Origin of the sequence: Streptomyces sp. NBC_01363 (genome assembly GCF_026340595.1) — a bacterium.
Lineage (GTDB): Bacteria > Actinomycetota > Actinomycetes > Streptomycetales > Streptomycetaceae > Streptomyces.
In genome coordinates this window covers 4204937-4229718 of the sequence record NZ_JAPEPF010000001.1, presented here as the reverse complement: position 1 = coordinate 4229718, position 24782 = coordinate 4204937, and the positions used below count along the sequence as shown (strand labels likewise).

Sequence of the window (24782 nt, the reverse complement as noted above, 5' to 3'; positions counted from 1 at the left end):
ACGCCCGAATACTGGATGCATTCGGGCGTTCCGACAACGCGGCGAGGTGCCGTGGCTGTCGTCGCACGCCCGCCCGGGATTACGGGACAGCCCTTAGCCGTTCCGCCCCGGGTCCAGGACGATCTCCTGCTCGTCCAGGTCCTGCCAGTCCCGCGGGACTTCACCGGTCTCGTGGAAGGACTTCCACTCCTCGATCCCGCTGATCGTCTCGTCGGTGAGTTCGGTACGGAAGTTCTTGATCCACTCCAACTGTGCGTTGATCATGTGCAGTTGGTATTCGGTCTCGATGACGAAGACGCGAGGCAGCTTCTCCCCCAGCTGGCCGAGGACACCCCGCAGGGCCGCCGCCCGGATCGCCAGCGCCGCCCCCCGGGTCTCCATCAGCTCCGCCACGTCCTGCGGCGGCAGCACCGGCAGCAGCGACAGCGCCGTCTCGAAGACCGGGTACTCGGCGGCGGGGACGGCGAGCAGATCGGAGAGCCAGTCCAGCATCTCCGCACGCCCGGCCTCGGTGATGCCGTAGAGCGTGCGCTCGGGGCGGTTGCCCTGCCGCTGGACGCCGGCCACCTCCACGTACCCGTGCTTCTCCAGGTTCTGGACGACGGTGTAGAGCGAGCCGAAATTGATCTTGACGCTGTGTTCCTTGCCGCGTCGCCGAAGCGTCTGGGCGATCTCGTACGGGTGCATGGAGCGCTCGGCGAGCAGCACCATGACCGTCAGCGCCAGCGGATTGCCGAGCTTGCGCCGCTTGGCCACGATCCCCACCCCCCTTACCTCGTCATCGAATACTCGTGAGCGAACATATCGCGTTCACCCAGACGCGTCAACCACGATGTATCGCGAATTCCCGACCGCGTGGAAGGATCTCACCCACTGACCGTTTTGTACCGCTACCGCCTCCGGAGCGCCGCCGGAGAGCCGAGGCGCCGCCAGGGAGGCAGCCCGCGTGAAAGAAGCCGATGCGCAACGCCACGGAACCTCACGGGCCGAGGGGGCGTGCGGAGCCCGCACCGCCCTCGCCGCGCTCGGCGGACTGATCGCCGGGTTCTGCGCCCTGGCCGTCGCCCAGCTGGTCTCGGCCCTCGTGCGTCCCGAGGCGGGGCCGGTCACGGCCGTGGGCGGGGCGGTCATCGACCGCTCTCCCCCGGCCCTGAAGGAGTTCGCCGTACGGCATTTCGGTACCGGCGACAAGCTGGTGCTGCAGCTGGGCATCGTGGTGCTGCTGGCGGCCTTCGCCATGGCGGTCGGAGTGCTGGCGCTGCACCACCGCCGTACCGGATCGGCGGCCGTCCTGGTCTTCGGCGCGGTCGGGGCAGTGGCAGCGGTGGGGCGGCCGGAGGGCAGCGCGCCCGACGCGCTGCCCTCGGTGGTGGGCGCCGCGGTGGGCGCCGGGGTGCTCTTTCTCCTGGCCGGACGGCTGGCGACGGCGCACCCTCCGCCGCACGCGGCGGAGGGTGCGTACGGCGCCTACGACCGCCGCGGCTTCGTCATCACAGCGACCGTGGCGACGGCGGTCTCGGCCGGCGCGGGACTCCTGGGGCGGCGGCTCACCTCCTCCGTCCAGGCCGGGGCCACCGCCTCACGTCATGACCTGGTCCTGCCCGTACCCGATTCCGCCGCCCCGGCGGTCCCGGCCGGCGCCGATCTGCGGATCCGGGGTCTGAGCCCCTTCATCACCCCGGCCAAGGACTTCTACCGGGTGGACACGGCCCTGGTCGTACCCCGTCTCGACGCGGCCGGGTGGCGGCTGAGGATCCACGGCGAGGGTGTCGCCCGGCCCGTCACGGTCGGCCTCCACGACCTGCTGCGCCGGAAGACCATCGAGCGGGACATCACGCTGGCCTGCGTCTCCAACGAGGTCGGCGGCCCGTACGTGGGCAATGCCAGGTGGATCGGGGTACGGCTGGCCGATCTGCTGCGCGAGGCCGGGGTGCGGCCGCCGTCGGCGGGCGGGCCCGCCGACCAGCTCGTGGCGCGATCCGTCGACGGCATGACGATCGGCACACCGGTCGAGACGGTCATGGACGGGCGCGACGCGATGCTGGCCTTCGGCATGAACGGCGAGCCGCTGCCCTTCGCGCACGGCTTCCCGGTCCGGATGGTCGTCCCCGGCCTGTACGGATACGTGTCGGCCTGCAAATGGATCGAGGACATCGAGCTGACGACGTTCGATGCGTACGACGCCTACTGGGTCAGGCAGAGCTGGGCCCAGCAGGCACCGGTCAAGACCGAGTCCCGGATCGACACCCCCCGCGCCCTCGCGTCCCCGAAACCCGGCACCGTGCCGGTGGCCGGGGTCGCCTGGGCGCAGCACCGCGGCATCTCACGGGTGGAGGTCCGGGTGGACGGCGGTCCGTGGCACCCGGCCCGGCTGGCGGCCCAGGACAGCAGGGACACCTGGCGCCAGTGGGTCTGGAAGTGGCCGGCCACGTCGGGCCGCCACACCCTCGAAGTCCGGGCGACGGACGGCACCGGCGCCACCCAGACCGGGCGGCGGACCGGCACCGTGCCCGACGGCGCGACCGGCTGGCACTCGGTGGTGGTCGACGTCTCCTGAGCCGGGGCACACCCCCACGGCGTACGGGAGGCGGGCGTCGTCCGTAGGCTGACCGGATGATTCTTCCGGACCACGTGGAACGGCAGGACCGGGTGGCGGGCGCCGTCGTCGGTTCGGCGGTGGGTGACGCGCTGGGCGCGCCGTTCGAGTTCGGCCCCGCCGGGGTGTACACGGCCCGCTTCCCGGACGGCGTCGGCACGATGTGCGGGGGCGGCGGCTGGGATCCGGGTGAGGCCACGGACGACACACAGATGGCCGTCCTGGTCGCGGAATCCCTGCTGGAGCGGGGCGGCCTCGACCTTCCCGACATGTTCGGTCGGTTCTGCCGGTGGGCGGCCGGAGATCCGAAGGACATCGGGCTGCAGACCGAGGCCGTCCTGACGAGCGGGGACGCGTGGGATCTCGCGGCGGCGCTGCACTTCCAGGTCGGCGGGCGTGCGGCGGGCAACGGTTCGCTGATGCGGGCGGCCACGTCCGCCGTGTACTTCGCGTCGGAGGGCCGGACGGCGACCATGGACGCCGCCCGCCGGATCGCCGCGCTGACCCATGGCGACCGGGCCGCCTGGGAAGGCACCGCCGTGCTCCACGAGCTGATCCGGGTGGCACTGGGCGGCGACGATCCGCTCTCCACCGTCCCGGGCGCGCTGGACGGCGTGCACGAGGACCACCGGGAGCGCTGGGCCACCGTCCTCGCGCCGGACTGGCATCCGGAGGCGGCGACGGAATTCAACGGTGCGGTCTGGCCGTGCCTGGGCACCGCACTGTGGGCGCTGCGCACCACGGATACGTACGAGAACGCCCTGGCGGCGGCCGTCGACGTGGGCGGGGACACCGACACGGTCGCCGCCGTGACCGGCGGTCTGGCGGGCGCGGTGTACGGCTTCGGCGCGATCCCGGCGCGCTGGACGGAGCCGCTGCACGTGCCGCTGCCGGGGTACGGGGACCGGGTGCTGCGGACGCCCGGTCTGGTGTCCCTGGCGCGGCGGCTGGACGGTGCCTCACCGTGTGCGCTTCCCGCGGAGTCTCACGTGGTCCCTGCGGAGCCTCGTGCGCTTCCCTCGGATTTTCGCGAGTCCTAAATCTACACATAAGGGCGGTATAAGCGCAGAATGGCATAGCAGGCTGCTTATCGCACAGAAGTAGCGGGTTGGCCTGCAGGAGCGAAGGAGACGAACCCCATGTCAAACCTCTCGCACACCGGCCGTGACATGGCCAGTCACCCCGATGTTTCCGAAATGCGTGATCGCTATGCCCGCATGCTCGGTGGCCGCGACGTGGCCCTGGTGGACGCACCGGTGTTCCTCGTCGGTCTCTACTGCGCCATCTCGCCGTGGGTGCTGCACTTCACGGCAAGTCAGCCCACCCTCGCGACGCACAACCTGATCATGGGTATCGCGATCGCCGCGCTGGGCCTCGGGTTCACCGTCATGCCGGAGCGCATGTACGGCCTGAGCTGGGCCATCTGCGCCATGGGGGCCTGGACGATCATCTCGACGTGGATCGTCGGCAGCAGCCCCGACCTCGGCATCGTCCTCAACAACGTCATCATCGGCGGTCTGACCGTGCTGCTGGGACTGGCCTGCGCCGCCGTGTCCATGAAGAGCGGCAAGCGCGCGGTCTGAGGAAGGGACCGCCCGAAAGGGATCGCTCGGCCGGGAGCACTCGGCGAAAGGGACTGCCCGGCCGGCCCGCGGGGAGCGGACCGGCCGGGCGCCGGTGTGTTCCGGCCCGTGGGTCAGCTCTGCCGGAACGGCAGATAGTCCACGTCGTACCCGAAGTACCGCGGACCGGCGAGCGCCAGGCCGCCCGGGGTGGTCCAGCGCGGGTCGCAGGGGGCCGCGAGGACGCTGACGCGCAGGCCGTAGCGCAGGCCCTCCGTGGTCACCGGGTCGCCGGTGTCGGTGTCCAGCACGCAGATGAGGTCGGGCGTGGTGGCGACCGTCTCGCCGTCGCGGGTGGCCAGCAGATGCTCGTTCTGGAAGCCGAGTTCCAGCACCCGTCCCGCGTCGTCGCCGATGCCCTCGATCCGGGCGCTGCCCCGGGCGAAGCCGCCCTGGGTACGGCGGCTCACGTCGATCACCTTGCCGGTCAGCAGATGCGTGCCGGACAGCATGGTGCGGGCCGCGCGCACCGGGTCGGTGTGCGCGGCGCGCGCCTCGCGCACGGCGGAGCCGAGCCGTTCGGCAAGCGTCAGCGTGGCGGGGACGAGCCCGTCGGCGAGCTGGTCGCCCCGCATCACGGTGTCGGCGCTGGAGATCTGGCAGCCGAGCTCCACGCAGACCGCCCGCGCGATGCGCTCGGCGGCGTGGTTGGAGACGGCGTCGACGATGATGCTGTTGCCCTTGTCGTCGGCGAGCGCCATCGGGGTGTTGGCCACCCCGATCAGACCGGGCAGCACCATCTGCGCCTCGGGAAAGGCGCGGCCCATGGCGTCGCCGTCGACCAGCGGCAGCCCCGCCTCGGCGGCGCAGGCGATGGGCAGCATGGAGTTGACGCCGCCGACCTCGATCGGCGCGATGTGGGTGGCGGCCCGGCCGATGTGCTTCTCCAGGGCGCGCAGGGCGGCCACTTCCTCGCCGCCGGCGGGGACGCGTTCCAGCAGCACGGTCGGCGCGCCCATCCCCGAGACAGGTACCACGGTCGCGTCGGCCGGCACCTCGTCGAAGGCGACGAGCCGGACCGGGCCGTGCTTGCGGATGGCCTCGCGGGCCAGCAGCTTGCCTATGTACGGGTCGCCGCCCCCGCCGGTGCCGAGGATGCCCGCGCCGCGCGCGATGTCGTCCAGGTTGTCGAGGTTGATCTCACGCATGTGACGCTGCTCCATGGGTGTCGCGCGCCCCGGCCGGGGCGTGGGTGCTGCCGATGCCGTTCAGGTCGAGATCACCGACCGCCTTGACCCGGATCCGGGTCGCACCGCCCGGCAGATAGGCCAGCGGGACCTCCTCCACGTCGACGATGCGGACCGTGCCGGGCCGGGCGCCCGCGCTCTCGGCCCGGCCCACGGCCTCCTCGCGGGCCTCGGCGAGCACCGAGTCCCGGCGCCCCTCCGGGACCTGGAAGACCCGGTCCACCTCTCCGCCGACCTGGGCGATGGCGGCGCCCACCGCGTTGGCGACGTCGAAGTGACCGGGGCGGCGCACATCGTCGAAGCCGGGCAGGGCCGCGGGCACCAGCACGCTGCCGCCGCCCACCGCGACGACCGGCAGCGGCCCCGCCGAGGTACGCATCCGGTCGACGGTCTCCGCCAGCCGCTCGGCGATCCGGTCGAGCGCGCGGGCGGTGAACTCCGGGTCCAGATGGGCGACCCGGGAGCGGTCGCCGATGTCGGCGCGGCCCGCGGCCACCGCGAGGTCGGTCGCCGTCAGGGTCGTACCGCCGAAGACCAGCGCCTCCTCGGTGAGCCGGAATCCGACCGAGCGGGGGCCGGTCTCGCCGTCCGGCGACACCAGGGAGCCGCCGCCGATGCCGAGCGAGAGGACGTCGGGGATACGGAAGTTGGTACGGATGCCCGCGGCCTCGCTCTCCCCCGCGGCCTCGCGCGGGAAGCCACCGGCCAGGATGCCGACGTCCGCGGTGGTACCGCCGACATCGACGACCGCGCAGTCGCCGAGTCCGGACAGGAAGGCGGCTCCGCGCATCGAGTTGGTGGGCCCCGACGCGAAGGTGGCCACCGGGTAGGCGCGGGCGAAGTCCACGTCCATCAGTGTGCCGTCGTTCTGCGACAGGAAGAACGGGGCGGTCAGCGACACCTCGGCGAGCGATTTGGCGAACGACTCCACGATCGCGGTCGCCAGATCCCGCAGGGCCGCGTTGATGATCGTGGCGTTCTCGCGGGCCAGCAGTCCGACCCGGCCGAGCTCGTGCGAGAGCGAGAAGTGCACGCCGGGGCCCAGCTCGGCGCCGAGGATCTCGGCGGCCCGGCGCTCGTCCTCCTCGGCTACCGGGGAGAACACCGACGAGACGGCCACCGAGGTCAGTCCGCGCGCGGCGATGTCGGCGGCGGTGCGCTTCAGTTCCTCGGGGTCGAGCGGAGACAGCGGCCGTCCGTCGAACTCCCGGCCGCCGTGGCAGAGATAGCCGTGCCCGCCGACGGCCGCCCGCTGGCGCTCCGGCCAGTCGGTCATCGGCGGCAGCGCCGCCGTGGCGGGCAGGCCCAGGCGTACCGCGGCGACGGGGGCGAGCCGGACGCCCTCGATCAGCGCGTTGAGGAAGTGGGTCGTGCCGATCATCACGGCGGTGACGGCCTCCATCGGCGGGTCGAGTGCCCGGATCGCCGCGGTCACGCCGGAGGTGATGTCGGAGGTGGTGGGGGTCTTCGCGGTCGCGATGATCCGGTCGTCGTCTCCCAGAAGGGCGGCGTCGGTGTTGGTGCCTCCGACGTCGATTCCGATGCGCATGGTGTGTCTGTCTTTCGTAGGGGGTTTCATGGCGGGCTTCGTGTGGACGGGGATGTCAGGCGGTGGCCTTCGGCGACCAGGCCGTGCCCGATTCCGCCTCGATCGCCGCCGCGGGACGTACGGGCTGTTCGAACGGCAGCTCACGGGCCCCGCGCACCAGGCCGAGCTTGCCGAGGACGACATAGCCGAGACCGGCCAGCAGCAGGGAGTCGAGCGCCGGGATACCCCACCATTGGTAGTGGTCGCCGAGCCAGCCGAACAGGGAGGCGGCGGCCCACAGGGCGATCGTGGCCGGCACCCAGCTGGGTTCGGTCTCGGGCAGCCGGCCGCCCGCGCGCGAGGCGTCCAGCTGCGGCCGCCACTTCTTCACCACGAAGTACTCGGCGACCATGATCCCGGCGACGGGCGGGGTGAGGACACCGAGCACGGTGAGGAAGTCGGTGAACCGGTCCAGGATTCCGGCGGCCGCGGCGAGACTGCCGAGCACACCGATCGTGACGGTCGTACCGACCCGGTTGAGCCGGACCTTGAAGAGCGGCTCGACCGCGCCGATCAGGCCGAGCGACGAGGAGTACAGGTTCCAGTTGTTGATCTTCACGGTGGCGGAGACCAGGACGATGACGCCGATGACACCGGAGGAGGACGTGATGATGGCGATCAGGTCGGAGGACTTCACCGCGTAGGCGAGCAGCACGCCGCCCAGGCCCAGGACGTACTCGCCGAGGCTGATGCCCACCACCGTCTGCTTGACGACATCGCCGGTGTTGCGGTTGAAGCGCGTCATGTCGGGGGTGGTGACCGCGCCGACGATGTACGAGCCGGCGACTATGGTCGCGCCGGTGGCGATGGACATGTGGGCGCCGAACGGCGCCGAGGCCACCAGGTCACCGACATTGTGCCGGGAGAACTCGACCATCATCGCCCAGCCCGCGAGGCCGAGGAAGGCGGGCACGGTGAGGAACGCGGTCCAGCCCATGGCGCGGAAGCCGCGCAGTACGAGCGCGGTGACTCCGAGCCCGCAGATCAGGCACCAGGCCCAGACCGGCAGCGCGGGCACGATGGAGTGCAGCCCGGCCGCGAACACCGCCGTCTGCACACCGAACCAGCCGAACAGGCTGACCGCGATGACGAGTCCGATGAGGGTGGAGCCGTAACGGCCGAAGCCGGTCCAGCGAACCAGCATCGAGGTGGACAGGCCCTCCCGCATGCCGGCGACGCCGACGAATATGCAGACGATCTCCAGGATCACGGAGCCGAGCGTGAACGCCCAGAAGGCGCCCCAGAAGGAGAGTCCGGCGCCGAGCGCGGCGCCCAGCAGGAACTGCGTCAGGTCGGAGAGCTGGCCGAAGCGCTGCACCGCGACGTTGAACCAGGAGTAGCGGGCCGCGCGCGGCACCCGCTCCAGCGGGTAGTCCTCGTCCTGCTGCCGCGTCTGCGCCTGGTTCTGTGCTTGCGTCTGTGCGGATGGCTCTTGATCCACATCGAACTGCTGGGTCATGGGGACGGGTCCTCGGGTGAGCGGGCGGGCAGGAGGGCGCAGCAGCACGGCACCGGGCTGCTCCGGAGGGGAGGGGAAGGGGCGTCGAGCGGGGTTCAGAGCGGAAGGGGAGGCCCGACGGCGCGGGCCCGCAGGAGCACCGCACCGGGCAGATACGGCACCGGGAGGTCCGGCTCCGCGTGGGTGCGTACGCGCCTGGGATCGGCCCCTGCCCGTACAGCACCGGCTCGGGCCAGGTCGCGTACTTCGTCACGTACGGCGTCGAGCCGCCGGCCGGGGCCCCGGCGGACGATGCGGTCGCAGTGGCCGCCGACCGGGCTGGCCGCGGCGCCGAACGCCCCGGCCACGCCGCCGTGTTCGGGCCGTACGACGTCGAACCCGGCCAGCACTCCGGCGGGTACTCCGCCGGCACCGCCGCCGACCAGGATCAGCGGGAGGGGTCCGGCGGCGGGGCGCATCCGGTCGGCGGCCTCGGCGAGTTCGCGGTGGGCCTCGGCGCGCACGGTGATCAGGTCGGGGAAGCGCAGGCTGACCGGGACGCCGCCGATGCGTTCGCCGGGTCCGGCCTCCTGCGGGTAGCCGCCGGTCAGCGCTCCGACCCGGGCGCGGCGTTCACCGATGTCGGCGACCACGGCGTCCCGGAGCCCGGCCAGGAGTCCGGCGCCGCGGATGGTGCAGGCGGGTCCGCTGCCCAGGCTGAGTCCGGGCTGGCGGCGCAGGTACTCCAGGCTCATCAGCGTGCCGTCGCTGCGGGTGACGAGGACGGTGGCGCCGGGGGCGAGGCCGAGGCGGGGCAGGGTGGCGGTCAGCTCGTCGGCGACCCGGGCCACGAGCACGGACAGGGCGGCGTCGAGCACCGTGGCGTTCTCGCGGGCCAGCAGGTCGAGGATGCCGACGTCGCTGGAGAGCAGGACGGTCGTGTCGGGGCCCGCCTCGGCGCGCAGGATCTCGGCGGCCTCCCGCTCCTGGCCGCCGTCGACGGGCGAGAACACGGCGGTGACGGCGAACGCCTCGGCGCGGCCGGCCAGCGAGGCGCCGAACCGGGCGACGGCGTCCCGGTCGAGCGGGACGGTGTCACGGGGTGCCAGACCACCGCCGCCCCCGACGTTCGCGGTGCCCGCGCACACGGCGTCGCGCAGCGCCCCGGGCCAGCCGAAGAGCGGCCGCACGGCATCGGCGGCGGCGCCCCCGACCCGCAGCACTCCGACCCGGGCGAGCCCGTCCCGTTCCCTGACCGCGCGGGCGGCGACCCGCAGGCCCACGGCGAGCTGGGTGGCCCGGCCGCGCAGCTCGGCGGGGAGCGCGCGGACGGCGGCGGCGAGCGATCCGACGGCGTCACCGGTCACCGAGGGCACCTTGACGGCCCGCACCGCCCGGTCGCCGTCGAGGAGCACGGCATCCGTGTTGGTGGGCCCGACGTCCACTCCGAGGATCATGGCGTGCCTCCCGGGACCCGGCGTTCGCCCGCGGCGTCCGGAAGACCGGCGAGGCCGAAGGCGGACGGGCCCGCCAGCCGCAGGCCCTCGGGCGTGTACCAGGCGGGGTCCGAGGGGAGCGTGACGAGATGGACGCGCAGCCCGTAACGGACCTCCTCGACCGGGACTGCCCAGCCGGTCCCCACGTCGACCAGGGCGATGACGTCCGGTACGACGGCCAGCGGGGTGCCGTCCTCCAGGGCCGCGACGAACTCGCTGCGGGCCTCGACGAGCACCAGCCGGCCCGCGTCGGGGCCGCCGCCCTCCAGCAGGACACCGGTGGCGTCGTCGCCGTCGGCGCCCTCGGTGGCGTACCTCCGGACGGACGAGACCTTGCCGGTCAGCAGCGGCGCCGGGCCCTCGCCGCGGCCGAGGGCCAGTGCGCGGGTGACCGATCCGGCGACGGCGTGCCGGGCCGCCTGCCCGGCGGTGAGGGGGTAGTCGGTGGACGCGGCGCGCCCGCCGAAGGCGACGACGGCGGCGCGGGCGAACTGTTCGAGGTGTGCGCCGTCGACGTCGTCGACCACGACGGTGTGCCCGTGCTCGTCGGCGAGCACGGCCGGTCCCGGGCGCAGTCCGGCCAGTTCGAGAACGTTCTGGTCCATGCGGGGAAAGGCCCGGCCCATCGAGTCGGCGTCGAGCAGCGGCAACCCCAGCCGGGCCGCCCAGGCGACGGCGACGCAGCCGTTGAGGCCACCGATCTCGCTGCTCATGACCGCGGCGACCGGGGCACCGTGCAAGGCCTCGAAGCGGGCGCGCAGCCGGGCGGGTTCGTCCCGGCCGCCGATCCGTTCGGCGGCGACGGCGGGCGACCCCACGAGCCCCACGGGCATGACGAGCGCGTCGGCGGGGAGTGCGGCCGGGTCGACGACGGGCACCGGACCGCACTCCTCGATCGCCTGTCCGGCGACGGGAAGGGTCACATCGGCGGGTCCGCCGCCCCCTGATCCGAGGACGGCACAGCCCCGCGCGAAGTCGGCGAGTGCTCCGGCGTCCACGTGCATGAATCCCAGCGTACGGAGACGGATCGCGCTCCCCATGGGCCATCGGCCCGTGAATCCGCGGCCGGGTGTGCGTGCAGCACACCGGCTTGCAGCACACTGGAGGGATGGCGAACATCCTGGAACTCCTCTCCTCCCCCGGACTCGACGCGGTCCGCCCGCTGGTGGGCCCGCTCGACGCGGGGGAGGTCACGGGGGTGCGTCTGGAGCCGCGCCCGGACCGGCTCGCGGCCATCCCCGCCGGGACGGTCGCCGTGCTGCTGGCCCCGGTGCCGGGGCATCTGCTGGATGTGGCGGTGCGGGACGCGGCCGCGGCGGGGGCCGCCGCGCTGGTCCTGACGGGCGTGACCGAGGCACCGCACGGGCTGCCCGCCGAGGTGACGGCCACGGCGCGGGCGCTCGCCGAGCGGGGCCGGGTCGCGGTGCTGTACGCGGACGGGGACCTCGCGGCTCTGGTGGTGGCCGTGGAGCGGGCGGTGGCCGGGTCCGCGGCGGACGCACTGGCCCGGGTCGCGGCGGCGGCGCGGGAGGTGACGGCCGTCGCGGGTGACCCGGACCGGGTGGCCGCGGCGGCGGGCCGCGCCCTGGGCGTACCGGTGGAGCTGCGCGCCGCGGGTCCGGGCGAGGAGGGTGCGACCGCCGCGGGCCCGGACGGTGAGATCCGGCTCGCGGCCCCCGCCCGCCCCGGTCACGCGGGGGCGGCGGTGCGCTCCGTCCTCGCGCTGGCGGCCCTCGCCGCGGCGGGCGGCGGCCACGGAGACGTTCCCGTGCGCTCCCGGGGCCGGCTGCTCGCCGAGCTGCTCGTGGCCCCGCAGGACCAGGCCGCCCGACTGGCCGCCCGGGGCCGGGCGCTCGCGCTGCCCGTGGACGGCTGGCACATCGCACTGCGGGTGGAGGCGGGCGGCCTCGACGCCTCGAACCGGCCGAAGGCCCTGGACGCGGTCATGTCCCAGGCGCTGACCCTGCTGCGCACCTGGGACGGGGCGGCGGCGCTCCCCGGCACCGCCGCCGCCCCGTCCGCCCCCGCGCCGCAGGCCGCCGACACCGTCCAGTGGAACGCCGCGCTGGTCGACGACGCCCTGGTCCTGCTCAGCACCTGGCCCGCCGACCCGGGGTCGGACGGGCGGCGCGCCACCCTGGCCCGTGCCCGCCGGGTGGTGGACCGGCTGGCCGGACTGCGCCCGGAGGCCGGTCTGCGCTGCGGCGTGGGCTCACCGCACCGGGGCCCGCTGGGCATCCGCACCTCCGCCCGCGAGGCCCGTGCCGCGGTGCCGCGCGGTGCCGGGCCGGTGGTGGCGGCGCATGACGCGGTGGGCCTGGACCGGATGCTGCTGGAGTGGTACGCCTCCGACACGGCACGCGAGGCGGTCAGCGAACTCCTCGCCCCGGTACTGGCGTTGGGCCCGGAACGCGCCGAGCCGCTGCTGCGCACGCTGCAGGGATACCTGGACCACAACAACTCGCCCGCCCGCGCCGCCGACGCGCTCCATCTGCACCGGAACGCGGTGGGCGCCCGCATCCGCAAGATCGTCCAGCTGACGGGCGCCGATCTGAACGAGCCGGATGTCCGCCTCGCCCTCCAACTGGCCTGCCGCGCGGGCCTGTCCGCTCCCCCGAACGAGCCGGGCCCGCCGCGGACACCCCCGGCCCCGGCGCACCGGACCTGAGGAGCGACCATGGCGCCGACGACCTTCCCCGTCCTCACCCGCGTCCGGGCCGCCCACGCCCTTGTCGAAGCGGTGGAGCGCCCCGAGCTCTGGATCGGTCTGCGGCCCCGGGAAGATGTGGAGGCGGAGGCCGAGCAGCTCGAAACCCGCCTGGCCGCAGGCGAGTTCCTCCCCCTCGCGGGCCGTCTGCTGGCCGTCAAGGGCAACATCGACGTGGCCGGCCTCCCCACCACCGCGGGCTGTCCCTCGTACGCGTACGAGCCGGACTCCGACGCCCCGGCGGTGGCCCGGCTGCGGGCCGCCGGAGCCCTGGTGATCGGCACGACCAATCTGGACCAGTTCGCCACCGGCCTGACCGGTACCCGTTCCCCGTACGGCGCGGTGGCCTCGGCGCGGGATCCGGACCGGGTCGCCGGCGGCTCCAGCTCCGGTTCGGCGGTCGCCGTGGCCCTGGGCATCGTGGATCTCGCGCTGGGTACGGACACGGCGGGCTCCGGCCGTGTTCCCGCCGCGTTCAACGGCGTCTTCGGGCTGAAGCCGACCCGCGGTCTCGTCCCGACGGACGGGGTGGTCCCCGCCTGCGCGAGCCTGGACTGCGTGACCGTCTTCGCCCGTACGCTCCCCGAGGCCGAACAGGCGATGGCCCTGATGGCCACCCGGGCCCCGCGGCCCGGCCGCTCCCGTGTTCCGGGCCCCTGGCGGATCGCGGTCCCGTCCACCGGGCAACTCGGCGAGCTCGACCCGGGCTGGGCGGCGGCGTACGAGTCGACGGCCGCCAGGCTCCGTGCGGAGGGGGCGCTGCTCCGGCCGATCGATCCGACACCGTTCATCGAGGCCGGTGCGCTGCTGTACGGCGGTGCGTTCGTCGCCGAGCGCTACACGGCGGTCGGTGCGTTCATCGACGGCGCGCCCACCGCGCCCGACCTCGATCCCACGGTGGCCCGGATCATCACCGCGGCCCGCGACATCCCGGCCCACCGGCTCTTCGCCGACCAGGCCCGGCTGGCCGTCCTCCGTACCGCCGCGACGGCCGCACTCGGCGACGCGGACGCGCTCCTGCTGCCCACCGCGCCGCGGCATCCCACCCTCGCCGAGGTCGCCGCGGACCCGGTGGGTGTCAATGCCCGCCTCGGCCGGTTCACCAGCTCCACCAACCTGCTCGGTCTGTGCGCGGTGGCGGCCCCCGCCGGTGAGGTGGACGGCCGGCCGTTCGGCGTGATGCTGATCGGCCCGGCGGACACCGACGAACGCCTGGCCCGGACCGCGGCCCTGCTGGGCCGGGTCCCGGCCATCGGTCCCGGAAACGGTTGACTGGTCACCAACACACCTGTTCCACTGGGCAGATGCGCCCTCAGCTGCGGCTGGTCACCCGTGACCACATCGACTTCGGTCGAGTGTGGTCCGCCTCGTGTTGCCGCTGACCGTTCCCGCGTCAGCACTTCACACCACCGGTTTTCCGCAGCACGAGATGAGGCTTCGCCATGCCCGTCGAGTTTCTCGGCATCGCAGCAACGAACGAAGGTTCCGAAGTGACACCCCGCTCCGGGGCGTCCTTCGACAAGGGGTACACGCTCAGGCTGGCCCGCGCGCACGAGGACCACGGCTGGGACCGGGTCCTGTTCGCCTACGGCTCCGGCTCCCCCGATCCCTCTCCGGCCGCCGCCTACGTAGCGGCCCGCACCGAAAAGCTCCAGATCCTGGTGGCGCACCGCCCCAACGTCTCGTACCCGACGTTCGCGGCCAAGACCTTCGCGACCCTGGACCGGATCAGCGACGGCCGCCTCGCCGTGCACTTCATCACCGGAGGCAATGACCACGAGCAGCAGCGCGAGGGCGACTTCCTGACCAAGGACGAGCGGTACGCACGCACCCGTGAGGCCATCCAGATCATCAAGAAGGCCTGGACGTCGCACGAGCCCTTCGACCACGAGGGCACGCACTACCGCTTCAACGACTTCGTCAGCGACACCTTCCCCGTGCAACAACCGCACCCACAGGTCTCGTTCGGGGGTTCCTCGCCTGCGGCGTACGCGGCAGGGGGCGCCGAGGCCGACATCTACTGCCTGTGGGGCGAGCCGCTGGCACGGACCGCGGAGCAGATCGCCTCGGTGAAGGAGGTCGCGAAGGCGGCGGGCCGCACGGACGTGCCGAGGATCCAGGTCGCCTTCCGCCCGATCATCGCGCCCACCGAGGAACTGGCCTGGGAGAAGGCCCACCGCACCCTGGCCCGGATCAAGGCCCGCAAGGTCGGCGCGCCACTGAGCCGCCGTCACCCGCTGACCAACCCGGAGAACACCGGCTCCCGACGGCTCCTCGCGGTGGCCGCCGAGAGCGAGCGCCACGACCGCGCCCTGTGGACACCGACCGCGGCGGAGACAGGCGGCGCCGGCAATTCGACGGCCCTGGTCGGAACGCCGGAGACAGTGGCACAGGCGTTGCTGGACTACTACGACCTCGGCGTGGAAATCCTCTCGGCCCGCGGCTACGACCTGCTGGACGACGCCATCGACTTCGGCCGGCACGTCATCCCGATAGTCCGCGAGGAAGTAGCCCGACGAGAAGCAGCCCACCCGGCCGCGTAACACCGGAAGGCCGCCGGACGGGCCGACCACAACCAGCCCGTCCGGCGCGCATCATCAGCTCGTCCGGCGGGCACATTCAGCCCCTCCGGCGATTGAGGAGCGGGGGTCCGGGGGCGGAGCCCCCGGTTACGGGAAGGGGCGGGCAGGGGAACAGCCCCGCCGCAGGCGACCCGCCCGCACCGCGCCGCAACACCCCACCGCACTCCACACCCGCACCCAGCGGAACCCTCACCCCACAGAGCTGTACGCCACAACCCCCCGCAACACCGCATCCACCGCCTTGTGCGCATTCCGCGCCACAGAACTCCCGTCCCGCGGCGCCGCAGCCGCAATCTGCCCCAGCACGTCGATCACCTGCTTGCACCACCGCACGAAGTCCCCGGCCGGCATCTCCGCCTCGCCCAGCACTTCGTCCAGCGTCCGCCCCGACGCCCACATGTAGACCGCCCAGGCAAAGCCCAGATCGGGTTCGCGCTGCCCGACACCCTCCGCCTGGTTGATCTTGAAGTCCTCTTCCAGGGCGTCGAGCCGACCCCAGATCCGGACCATTTCACCCATCGCGGTCTTCGCGGGCCCCGATGGCAGCTTCGGCGCCACCGCGTCATCGGCCTGCCGCGCCTCGTACACCAACGCCGAGACACACGCCGCGAGTTCGGCAGGGTTCAGCCCCTCCCACACACCCGCCCGCAGGCATTCGCTCGCCAGCAGATCGAGCTCGCCGTAGAGCCGCGCCAGGCGGCGCCCGTGCTCGGTGACCTCATTGCCCCGCAGATAGTCGAGCTCGGTGAGCAGCGCGACGATCCGGTCGAAGGTGCGGGCGATCGTGTTCGTCCGCCCCTCGATCCGCCGCTCCAACTGCCTCGTGTCGCGCTGCAACCGGTGATACCGCTCGGCCCAACGCGCATGGTCCTCGCGCTCGGCGCATCCGTGGCAGGGGTGCGCGCGCAACTCCGCCCGGTAGCGGGCGATCTCCCGGTCGTCGGCCGCGGCGGACCGCCCCTTGCGGTGCCGCTCGGGCACTATGTGCCCGGCCTTGGTCCGCAGCGCGGAGGCCAGGTCGCGGCGCGACTGCGGGGAGCGCGGGTTGAACGACTTCGGCACCCGCATCCGCTCCAGCGCCTCCACCGGAACCGGGAAGTCGATCGAGGCGAGCCGCTTGACCTGCCGCTCGGCCGTGAGCACCAACGGCCGCGGCCCGTCGTGGTATTCGAGCCCGCGGTGGCCGTGCCCGTTGGTCCGCCCGGCGGGCAGTCCGGGATCGAGGACCAGTGCCAGCCCGGCGAACTTGCCGGTGGGCACATGGATGACATCGCCGGGCTTGAGCTTCTCCAGGGACGCCGCGGCCTCGGCCCGCCGCTGCGTCGCGCCCCGCTTGGCGAGCTCGGTCTCCCGGTCCTTGAGGTCGCGGCGCAGCCGCGCGTACTCCTCGAAGTCACCGAGGTGGCAGGTCATGCCCTCCCGGTAGCCCTCCAGCCCCTCTTCGTTCTTCTGGACCTGCCGGGAGATACCGACCACCGACCGGTCCGCCTGGAACTGCGCGAAGGAGGTCTCCAGCAGCTCGCGGGAACGGTGCCGCCCGAACTGCTGCACCAGGTTGACGGCCATGTTGTAGGAGGGCCGGAAGCTGGACCGCAGCGGGTACGTACGCGTGCCCGCGAGTCCGGCCAGTGCCCCCGGATCCATGCCGCGCTGCCACAGCACCACCGCGTGGCCCTCGACATCGATGCCGCGCCGCCCGGCCCGCCCGGTCAGCTGGGTGTACTCGCCGGGCGTGATGTCGGCGTGCTGCTCGCCGTTCCACTTGACGAGCTTCTCCAACACCACCGAGCGCGCGGGCATGTTGATACCGAGGGCGAGGGTCTCCGTGGCGAAGACGGCCTTGACGAGCCCGCGTACGAACAGCTCCTCGACGACTTCCTTGAACGTCGGGAGCATGCCCGCGTGGTGCGCGGCGATGCCCCGTTCCAGCCCTTCGAGCCATTCGTAATAGCCCAGGACATGGAGGTCCTCGCCGGGAATGGACGCGGTCCGCTCCTCGACGATCTCGCGGACCAGGCGTCGCTTGTCCTCGTCGTTGAGCCGCAGTCCGGCGTGCAGGCACTGCTGCACGGCGGCCTCGCAGCCGGCCCGGCTGAAGATGAACGTGATGGCGGGAAGCAGCCCTTCGGCATCCAGCCGGTCGATGACCTCGGGCCTGGCCGGGGTCCAGATCCGGCTGCGCTGACGCCGCTCGCGCTCACGATCCGCCTCGCGGACCATCTTGCCCCGGCGGCGCTCACGCGGGTTGTACCCGCGCTGATTCTCCATCCGGGCGAGCCGGACGAGGTCGGGGTTGACCTCGCGGCGTCCGGCACCGCGGCCGCCGTGGTCGGTCTCCTCCTCGAAGAGGTCGTACATCCGGCGGCCGGCCAGCACATGCTGCCAGAGCGGCACGGGGCGGTGCTCGGAGACGATCACCTGGGTGTCACCGCGGACGGTGTCCAGCCAATCGCCGAACTCCTCGGCGTTCGACACGGTCGCCGACAGTGACACGAGGGTCACGGAGTCCGGGAGGTGAATGATCACTTCCTCCCACACGGCACCCCGGAACCGGTCGGAGAGGTAATGCACCTCGTCCATCACCACGTGGCCGAGGCCCCGCAGCGCCTGCGAGCCCGCGTACAGCATGTTCCGCAGCACCTCTGTGGTCATGACGACCACCGGGGCATCGGCGTTGACGCTGTTGTCGCCGGTCAGCAGGCCGACCTTCTCCGGTCCGTAGCGCTTGACCAGATCGGCGAACTTCTGGTTGGACAGGGCCTTGATGGGGGTGGTGTAGAAGCACTTGCGGCCCTGTGCGAGGGCGAGGTGCACGGCGAATTCGCCGACGATCGTCTTGCCCGAGCCGGTCGGGGCCGCGACGAGCACTCCCTTGCCGGCCTCCAGGGCCTCGCAGGCCTCGATCTGGTAGGGGTCCAGATCGAATTCGTACAGCTCGCGGAAGGGCGCGAGTGCGGTGGCCTGCTCGGCGGCGCGGATCCGAGAAGCCTGGTATCGCTCAGCTGGTGAGAGGTCCTCTGTCATCTTGCTTACGAGCCTACCCGCCACCTCTGACAGCAGGCGCGATCTTTAAATCCCGGTGGGAGCAGCGGGTGCGAGCACTCTCACCGCGCCCGGCACGCAGTCCGCGGTCAGTGGCAGCGACCCGAGTTTTTCACCGTCCGCGTACGCCGTGACACCGGCTGCGGCCAGCTCGATCGAGGAGACCCGATGCACGGTGACCTTGGGGTGGCCGAGGTGCGTTCCCTTGTAGACGCGGGGGAAGACCTTCAGCAGAGTGGCGCGGCTGCAGTCCCCGACGACGGTCACGTCGAAGAGCCCGTCGTCCATCACGGCGTCGGCGCAGATCCGCATGCCGCCTCCGTACGTCGATCCGTTGCCGACGGCGATGAGCGTCGCCTCGATCTCCCGGACCGGTCCGCCGTCCAGCCTGATGCGGTACGGAATGGGCTTGAACGCGGCGAGTTCGGCGAGGATCGCGAGATCATACTTGAACCGTCCGCCGACCCACCGCATCCGGTTCCCGCGGTCGTTGACCCGGGAGTCGAAGCCGGAGGCGAGCACCGACCCGAACCACCGCTCACCGACCCTGCCCAGGTCGATCTGGCGGACGGCACCGCCCTTGAGCTCCTCGGCGGCCAGCCGTCCGGCGGCGGCGGGGTCCCGTATCGGCAGCCCGAGCGCGCGGGCGAAGTCGTTGCCGGTGCCGACGGCCACGACCCCGAGCGGGGTCATCGTTCCCGCGACCGCCTGCAGGGCGAGGGACATCATGCCGTCCCCGCCGACGGCTATCAGGGCACCGGTCCCGGCCTCGACGGCCGCACGGGCCCGCCGCAGGGCGTCGTCGGCATCCTCACCGAGGATCGTACGCACGGAGAATCCTGCGTCCCGCAACGCGGAAGCGGCCGGCTGCGCGGCGTGCGCGCCCCGGCCGCGTCCTGCGGTGGGATTGACGAAGAGGGTGATCTCGCTGGTCACCCCGGGACCCTACAAGGTCAGGTGATGTCGTCGTAACCGTTGACCCGGTCGTGGTCCGAGCTCGCCTGGGTGGGCAACGACCGGCTGGACGAGACCGATTCGATCTCACCGATGTCCTCGGGGGTGAGGTCCAGCTCCGAGGCCTCGTCGTCGGCGGGCCCGGCTGCCACGATCTGTGCCCTGCGGCGGTCGTTGAGGAGCGAGATCGCCGTGGCCACGAAGTAGAGCACCCAGATCGGTCCGGCGAGCCCCAGCATGCTGACCGGGTCGGTGCTGGGCGTGGCCACCGCCGCGAAGACCGTGATGCCCATGATCATGCCCCGCCACCAGCCGAGCATCCGCTTGCCGGTGACGACCCCGCCGAAGTTCAGCATGACGAGCAGCAGCGGCAGTTCGAACGAGAGCCCGAAGACGACCACCATGCGTGTGATCAGATCGAGCAGATCGTCCAGCGGCAGCTGGTTGTCCAGGTCGGCCGGCGAGAACTCCAGAAGCACCCGCGCCATCGTGGGCAGCGTCTTGTACGCGAAGAAGCCACCGGCGAGGAAGAGCGGGAATCCCGCGCCGACGAAGGCGAGCGAGTACTTCTTCTCGTGCTTGTGCAGGCCCGGGGCGACGAAGGCCCACAACTGATAGAGCCAGACCGGCGAGGAAAGGACGACACCGGCCATCAAGGAGACCTTGAGGGCGAGGGTGAACGGGGTGAGCAGACCGTTCAGGACGATACGCGCACAGGTACCGTCCTTCTGCTTGGCGAGCTCGGCGAAGCTCGACGCGCAACCGACCGACTTCAGCACCGGGTCGGTGAAGAACTCGATGATCCCCTTGTAGTAGAACGCAGCCACGATCGTGACGACGACGATCCCGAGCAGGCCCTTGGCCAACCGGTTACGCAGCTCACGCAGGTGCTCCACCAGGGGCATGCGGCCCTCTGGGTCCGTCTCCTGCTTGCGGGCAGACTTGAGCAACCCACGTCCTCATCTCGTGCAGCAGGCCGTCACCGATCGCGGCGCCTGCGTCGGCCCGTTTCTTGTCAGCGCTTGGTCGAGTCGGTCGGCTCCGCGACCGGACGCGAACTGCTCACGTCGCCGGGGGCGGCCTTGATGGTGCGCGGGGCGGCCTGGTCCTGGGCGGCATCGTTGGCGGCCGGCTCGGCCGGGGTCGCCGACGGGCTGCCCTCGGACTTCATGGCCTTGGCCTCGCTCTTGAGGATGCGGGCCGACTTGCCGAGCGAGCGAGCCATGTCAGGAAGCTTCTTCGCGCCGAACAGCAGAACAATGACGACGAGGATCAGGATGATCTCGGGAGCGCCGAGCCTTCCGAACATATGCGTGTACCTTCTCACCGAGGCAGCAGGGGTGGGGCGGATGGAACCTCGGACAGACGTCCGATCTTCTTACCGTCAGCGATCGTATCCCGCAGGAGTAAACGCAGGGCAATACCCATGCATCCTTGCGATTACGGCCCATGCCTCGCTCTCAGGGCCGCCTTCAGCAGCGTACCCTCCGAACCCGCGAAACAGGAGGCCGCGCCCGGCCTGATCCATCTGCCCTGCTCACAGCCGTGTACGGGCAGATGGGGCGTCAACGTCTAGTGCAGCGCCTCACCTGTCGCGGCAAGGTCCGTCGCCGCCCTTTCGAGGTCCTCCGCAGCCCGGTTGATGCGCTGGGTGGTCCGCGTCACCTGATGCCCGAGCCGCTGGGCCTCGATGAAGACCTTGACGGCCAGCACGCCGAGAACGGCGATCCCGAGAAATCCCAGGGCGATGGCGAGCATGGGCCAGAACATGCGCAGAGCCTCGATGTGTCTTGGTGTCCGACTGCGTGGGCGTTTTCTAGAGGCTGGTGGTGTGGAGGCGCAGCGTCCGCACTCCGCCCCGACTGAGGAGCTCGACTATCCGCTCCCCCGCGGGCTTGCGGACGGCCGCACGGCACTGCGGGCAAGAGAAGGAGTAGAACGTCGTCCGGCGGCTCGCCCCCACCACGAGGCGGATGGCCGCCGCGGCCAGCTCGAACCGCTCGCGGCAGTCCGGGCAAGCGGCCTTGAACCGCACGGACTCGGGCACCACCACGGTCGGAACACCTGACACCACAGACATATTGCTCATATCTCCCTCAGGTTTCCGCTCAGACCGGTTCGTCGTACGCGGCGAGCGCCGCACGGGCCGCCTGCTGTGCGCTCTGCGCCAGCTCCGGCGGGGAGACGATGCGGCCTTCGCCGCCCAGTCGCAGCGCGAGCCTGCGCAGCGAGGCCGGGTCGGGGGTGCGCAGGGCGATCCGCAGCCCGCCGTCGGGCAGCTCCTGCGCGCTGTCGTGCGGGTAGTACTCGGCGACCCAGCGTCCGCCGGGGCCCACCTCGACGACGACTTCCGGGTCCTCGGCGGCCGGCTGGACGAGCCCCTCGGACAGATCCCGCAGCTCCAGCTCGGGCGGCGCGGCGGGCTCGTCCAGCAGCCGGATCTCGGCGACCCGGTCGAGCCGGAACGTACGCCGGTCCTCGGACGACCTGCACCAGGCCTCCATGTAGGTGTGCCCCACGGCGAACAGCCGGATCGGGTCCACCTCGCGCTCGGTGAGCTCGTCGCGCGCGGGCGAGTAGTAGCGCAGCCAGAGCCTGCGCCGCTCGGAGATCGCCCGGTCGACATCGGCGAAGACACCGCCCTCGGACTCGAAGGTGACCGAGAGCCGCGAGCTCGCCGCCCCCACCTCACCGGCCGCGGTCTCCAGCTTCGCGGTGGCCCGCAGCAGCGCCTGCCGGTCGCTCTCGCGCAGTCCCGGCAGCGTGGCCACGGCACGGGCGGCGACCAGGAGGGCCGTCGCCTCGTCGGCCGCGAGCCGCAGCGGCTCGGCGACGTCGTCCGGGTTGTGCCACCAGATGCGGTCGCCGTCGGTGTCGATGTCCAGCAGGTCCCCGCCGCGGAAGCTCGTACCGCACATGGGCAGCACATCGAGGTCCGAGATCAGTTCGTCCTCGGTGATCCCGAAGGCGCGGGCGACGTCCTGGACATGGGCGCCGGGGCGCTCACGCAGATACGTCACCAGGGAGAGCATCCGGCGGGTCTGGTCGATCGCGTTCGTCGCCATGAATACGGTCCTCCCCCTCAGTCCTTGGCCACGGCGCGCAGCCGGTCCACCACATCGGCCCGCAGGTCGGCGGGTTCCTGTACGACGACGTCCGGACCGAATTCGACGAGCCAGGCGTCCAGGCCGTGTCCGTACGGAATCTCCAACTCGTCCCAACCGTTCCCGAGTTCCCGGACCGACACGGCGCGCGAGCGCAGCGGGTAGCCGGCCCCGGTGCGCAGCCTGATCAGCGCGGTCCTGGTGGCCGTCTCCCCCGCCCAGCTCTCGACGGTCTCGCGCACGGTCACGACGTCGGGCACCTCGGTGGTGAACGCCCCGGCCCGGGAGCGGACCCGGCCGGTGATCCGGGAGAGCCGGAACACCCGCTCGGCGCCGCGGCCCCGGTCCCAGCCGGCCAGATACCAGTGTCCGCGCCAGCACTCCAGGGTCCACGGCTCGACCTGGCGCTGTTCGGGCTTGGCGGCGTTGCCCTTGCGGTAGTCGAAGGTCACCGGGCGGCGGTCGCGGCAGGCCAGCATCAGCGGCTCGAACGCCGCCTCGTGGACGGGGATGCGCGGTTCGAGGGCGCTGTGCACCTCGTACGCGTCCTCGGCCTCCGGCATGCCGGCGGCCCGCAGCTTCTGCAGCGCGCCGCTGGCCGCGCCTGCCAGCCGCGCCTGCTGCCACACCTTGGCGGCCAGTCCGAGCGCGGCGGCCTCCTCGGCGTCCAGCGTGATCGGGGGCAGCCGGTTGCTGTCGCGGCGGGCGAGATATCCCGTGTCGCCGTCCAGGTTCTCCACGGTCTCGATGATCAGGCCGAGCTCGCGGAGGTCGTCCTTGTCGCGCTCGAACATCCGGTTGAAGGCGTCGTCGGAGCCCGCTTCCAGATAGGCCTCGATGGAACCGCGCAGCTCGCGCTTGCTGAGCGGACGGCGGGTCCCCAGCAGACACAGCGCCAGGTTCATCAGCCGCTCGGCCTTGGCAATCGCCATCGACGCCCTTTCTGTTTCGCCCTACGACCGTCGACCGTACCGCTACGCGGTGTCGGGACAAAAGCGAGGGCCCGTGCCTCGCGGCACGGGCCCTCGTATCGCACGGGTGCGGATCAGACGGCGACCAGGTCGCAGACGAAGATCAGCGTCTCGCCGGGCGCGATGCGGCCGCCACCGGCGCCGCGGTCGCCGTACGCGAGGTGCGCGGGAATGGTCAGCTGGCGACGGCCGCCGACCTTCATGCCCTGCACACCCTGGTCCCAGCCGGCGATGACCTGGCCGGCACCGAGCTGGAACTGCAGCGGGGTGCCACGGTTCCAGGAGGCGTCGAACTCCTCGCCGCTGGAGAAGGCCACGCCCACGTAGTGGACGGAGACGGTGGCGCCCGCCTTGGCGACAGCGCCGTCGCCTTCCCAGATGTCCTTGATCTCCAGCTCGGCCGGCGGCTCGCCACCCGGGAAGTCGATCTCGGGCTTCTCGATGCTCACTGACTTGCTCCTCTTGATGATGAACTGGGCAACCGGGACAGTCTTACATCTTTGCCAGGAGGTCCACGGCGAAGACCAGCGTGGACTTGGCGGGGATGGTCTGCTGCGCCTTGTCACCGAAGCCCTGGTCCGGCGGGATGACGAGCAGCACCCGGCTGCCGATCTTCTTGCCGACCAGACCGTTCTTCAGCCCCTTCAGGGTCACCTGGGCGAGCGGGAAGGTCTGCGTCTTGCCCGCGGCGTAGGTGCTGTCGAAGGTCTTGCCGTCCTTCCACGTCAGTCCGACGTAGTTCACGACGACGCTGTCGGTGTCCTTCACGACCTCGCCCTTGGACTCCAGGATGTAGTTGGAGACGAGCTTCGTCGGCGGGTCGCTCTTGGTCGGGACGGTGACCTTGGGGGCCTTGCCGTCCGTGTTGGTGCCGACCTTCGGCAGGTCGATGTTGTCCTGGGCGACCTCGGTGCCCTTGGCGGAGGCCGGAATCTGCGTCGCCTTCAGGACGTCGACGACGAAGACGAGCGTGGCGTTGGGCTTGATGTCGCCCTGGCCCTGGGCGCCGTAACCGAGGTCCGGCGGAATGACCAGCTGGACCCTGCTGCCGACCTTCTGGCCGACGAGGCCCTTGTCCCAGCCCTGGATGACCATGCCGGCGCCGAGGGTCAGGTCGAACGGCTGCTTGCGGTCGAAGCTGTTGTCGAAGGGCTTGTCGGAGTCCCAGGACTGGCCGAGGTAGTTGACCTGGATCGCGTCGCCGTTCTTGAGCGTGGCGCCGTCTCCCTGGCTGACGACTCGGGTCTTCAGCTCCTTGGTCGGGTTCCCGGTGCCCTTGGCCAGGGTCGGCTTCTCACCGAATTTCGCGCCCGCGGTGATCGCGGGGAACCCGTCCTTCGACGTGGCGGAAGCGGAAACGGAATCGGAGCCCTTTTCGCCGCCGCAAGCCGCTGTCAGCAGCAACAGGGGGACGACGAGAAGGCCGGCAAGTCGGCGCACTTGTTCCTCAGATCTCAGACGGCACAGTTGGTTGAGTCCCCGACACTCTAGGGCG

Annotated in this window: 21 protein-coding genes and 1 pseudogene; 6 read left to right on the top strand and 16 right to left on the bottom strand. The window is 71.9% G+C overall.

What is annotated here, in order from left to right; genetic code table 11:
* Positions 1-93: 93 nt before the first annotated feature.
* Entirely contained in the window at positions 94-756 is a 663-nt protein-coding gene (locus OG611_RS19460) for a PadR family transcriptional regulator (protein WP_266426039.1), read from the bottom strand.
* 277 nt (positions 757-1033) lie between these two features.
* On the opposite strand from OG611_RS19460, the gene OG611_RS19455 reads away from it, so the two are divergent.
* The 3 genes from OG611_RS19455 (at position 1034) to OG611_RS19445 (ending at position 4179) form a co-directional block, all read left to right on the top strand.
* Positions 1034-2557, top strand: coding sequence for a molybdopterin-dependent oxidoreductase (locus OG611_RS19455; RefSeq protein WP_266426036.1), 1524 nt, complete (start codon positions 1034-1036; stop codon positions 2555-2557).
* Positions 2558-2613: 56 nt separating this feature from the next.
* Positions 2614-3636, top strand: coding sequence for an ADP-ribosylglycohydrolase family protein (locus OG611_RS19450; protein ID WP_266421676.1), 1023 nt, complete (start codon positions 2614-2616; stop codon positions 3634-3636).
* A gap of 99 nt (positions 3637-3735) precedes the next feature.
* Complete coding sequence (locus OG611_RS19445; protein ID WP_266421673.1) at positions 3736-4179, top strand: SPW repeat protein; 444 nt, start codon at positions 3736-3738, stop codon at positions 4177-4179.
* 113 nt (positions 4180-4292) lie between these two features.
* On the opposite strand, the gene OG611_RS19440 is transcribed toward OG611_RS19445, so the two are convergent.
* The 5 genes from OG611_RS19440 to OG611_RS19420 form a co-directional block, all read right to left on the bottom strand.
* A complete protein-coding gene (locus OG611_RS19440) occupies positions 4293-5366 on the bottom strand; it encodes a DUF917 domain-containing protein (RefSeq protein ID WP_266421670.1) in 1074 nt (357 codons plus the stop codon).
* Positions 5359-6954, bottom strand: a complete 1596-nt coding sequence (locus OG611_RS19435) for a hydantoinase/oxoprolinase family protein (RefSeq protein ID WP_266421668.1) — start codon at positions 6952-6954, stop codon at positions 5359-5361. The genes OG611_RS19440 and OG611_RS19435 overlap by 8 nt, the downstream gene beginning before the upstream one ends.
* A 55-nt stretch (positions 6955-7009) precedes the next feature.
* Positions 7010-8452 (bottom strand): cytosine permease, encoded by a 1443-nt coding sequence (locus OG611_RS19430; RefSeq protein ID WP_266421667.1) that lies wholly within the window; start codon positions 8450-8452, stop codon positions 7010-7012.
* 95 nt (positions 8453-8547) lie between these two features.
* Complete coding sequence (locus tag OG611_RS19425) at positions 8548-9888, bottom strand: hydantoinase/oxoprolinase N-terminal domain-containing protein (RefSeq protein WP_266421666.1); 1341 nt, start codon at positions 9886-9888, stop codon at positions 8548-8550.
* On the bottom strand, positions 9885-10931 hold the full coding sequence (locus OG611_RS19420; protein WP_266421665.1) for a DUF917 domain-containing protein: 1047 nt from the start codon (positions 10929-10931) through the stop codon (positions 9885-9887). Before OG611_RS19420 ends, OG611_RS19425 begins: the two co-directional genes overlap by 4 nt.
* A 104-nt stretch (positions 10932-11035) precedes the next feature.
* Between OG611_RS19420 and OG611_RS19415 the strand changes: the two genes are divergently transcribed.
* The 3 genes and pseudogenes from OG611_RS19415 (at position 11036) to OG611_RS19405 (ending at position 15177) form a co-directional block, all read left to right on the top strand.
* Positions 11036-12595, top strand: coding sequence for a CdaR family transcriptional regulator (locus OG611_RS19415; protein WP_266421664.1), 1560 nt, complete (start codon positions 11036-11038; stop codon positions 12593-12595).
* A 9-nt stretch (positions 12596-12604) separates the two neighbouring features.
* Positions 12605-13870 (top strand): annotated as a pseudogene (locus OG611_RS19410) (allophanate hydrolase); the annotation flags it as partial.
* 206 nt (positions 13871-14076) lie between these two features.
* Positions 14077-15177 (top strand): LLM class flavin-dependent oxidoreductase, encoded by a 1101-nt coding sequence (locus tag OG611_RS19405; RefSeq protein WP_266421663.1) that lies wholly within the window; start codon positions 14077-14079, stop codon positions 15175-15177.
* Between the two features lie 228 nt (positions 15178-15405).
* Here the strand turns inward: OG611_RS19405 and OG611_RS19400 are convergent, their stop codons facing one another.
* The 10 genes from OG611_RS19400 to OG611_RS19355 all read right to left on the bottom strand — a co-directional run bounded on the left by OG611_RS19400 (position 15406) and on the right by OG611_RS19355 (position 24727).
* Positions 15406-18240 carry an RNA helicase gene (locus OG611_RS19400; RefSeq protein WP_266421662.1) on the bottom strand — a complete coding sequence of 945 codons (2835 nt, stop codon included), beginning with the start codon at positions 18238-18240 and terminating at the stop codon, positions 15406-15408.
* Between the two features lie 45 nt (positions 18241-18285).
* Positions 18286-19194: a diacylglycerol kinase gene (locus tag OG611_RS19395; protein WP_266421660.1), complete on the bottom strand. Its 909-nt coding sequence runs from the start codon at positions 19192-19194 to the stop codon at positions 18286-18288.
* 17 nt (positions 19195-19211) lie between these two features.
* Positions 19212-20162: a twin-arginine translocase subunit TatC gene (gene tatC, locus OG611_RS19390; protein ID WP_266421659.1), complete on the bottom strand. Its 951-nt coding sequence runs from the start codon at positions 20160-20162 to the stop codon at positions 19212-19214.
* Between the two features lie 65 nt (positions 20163-20227).
* Positions 20228-20521: a Sec-independent protein translocase subunit TatA gene (gene tatA, locus OG611_RS19385; protein ID WP_266421656.1), complete on the bottom strand. Its 294-nt coding sequence runs from the start codon at positions 20519-20521 to the stop codon at positions 20228-20230.
* 263 nt (positions 20522-20784) lie between these two features.
* Complete coding sequence (locus tag OG611_RS19380) at positions 20785-20982, bottom strand: hypothetical protein (RefSeq protein ID WP_266421655.1); 198 nt, start codon at positions 20980-20982, stop codon at positions 20785-20787.
* 46 nt (positions 20983-21028) lie between these two features.
* Complete coding sequence (locus tag OG611_RS19375; protein ID WP_266421652.1) at positions 21029-21301, bottom strand: hypothetical protein; 273 nt, start codon at positions 21299-21301, stop codon at positions 21029-21031.
* Positions 21302-21320: 19 nt separating this feature from the next.
* The gene (locus tag OG611_RS19370) at positions 21321-22277 is read right to left on the bottom strand and encodes a YafY family protein (protein WP_266421649.1); all 957 of its coding nucleotides are present in this window, start codon (positions 22275-22277) and stop codon (positions 21321-21323) included.
* A gap of 17 nt (positions 22278-22294) precedes the next feature.
* Complete coding sequence (locus OG611_RS19365; protein ID WP_266421647.1) at positions 22295-23248, bottom strand: YafY family protein; 954 nt, start codon at positions 23246-23248, stop codon at positions 22295-22297.
* Positions 23249-23361: 113 nt separating this feature from the next.
* Entirely contained in the window at positions 23362-23736 is a 375-nt protein-coding gene (locus tag OG611_RS19360; protein WP_266421645.1) for an FKBP-type peptidyl-prolyl cis-trans isomerase, read from the bottom strand.
* A gap of 43 nt (positions 23737-23779) precedes the next feature.
* Complete coding sequence (locus OG611_RS19355) at positions 23780-24727, bottom strand: FKBP-type peptidyl-prolyl cis-trans isomerase (RefSeq protein WP_266421643.1); 948 nt, start codon at positions 24725-24727, stop codon at positions 23780-23782.
* Positions 24728-24782: the final 55 nt, after the last annotated feature.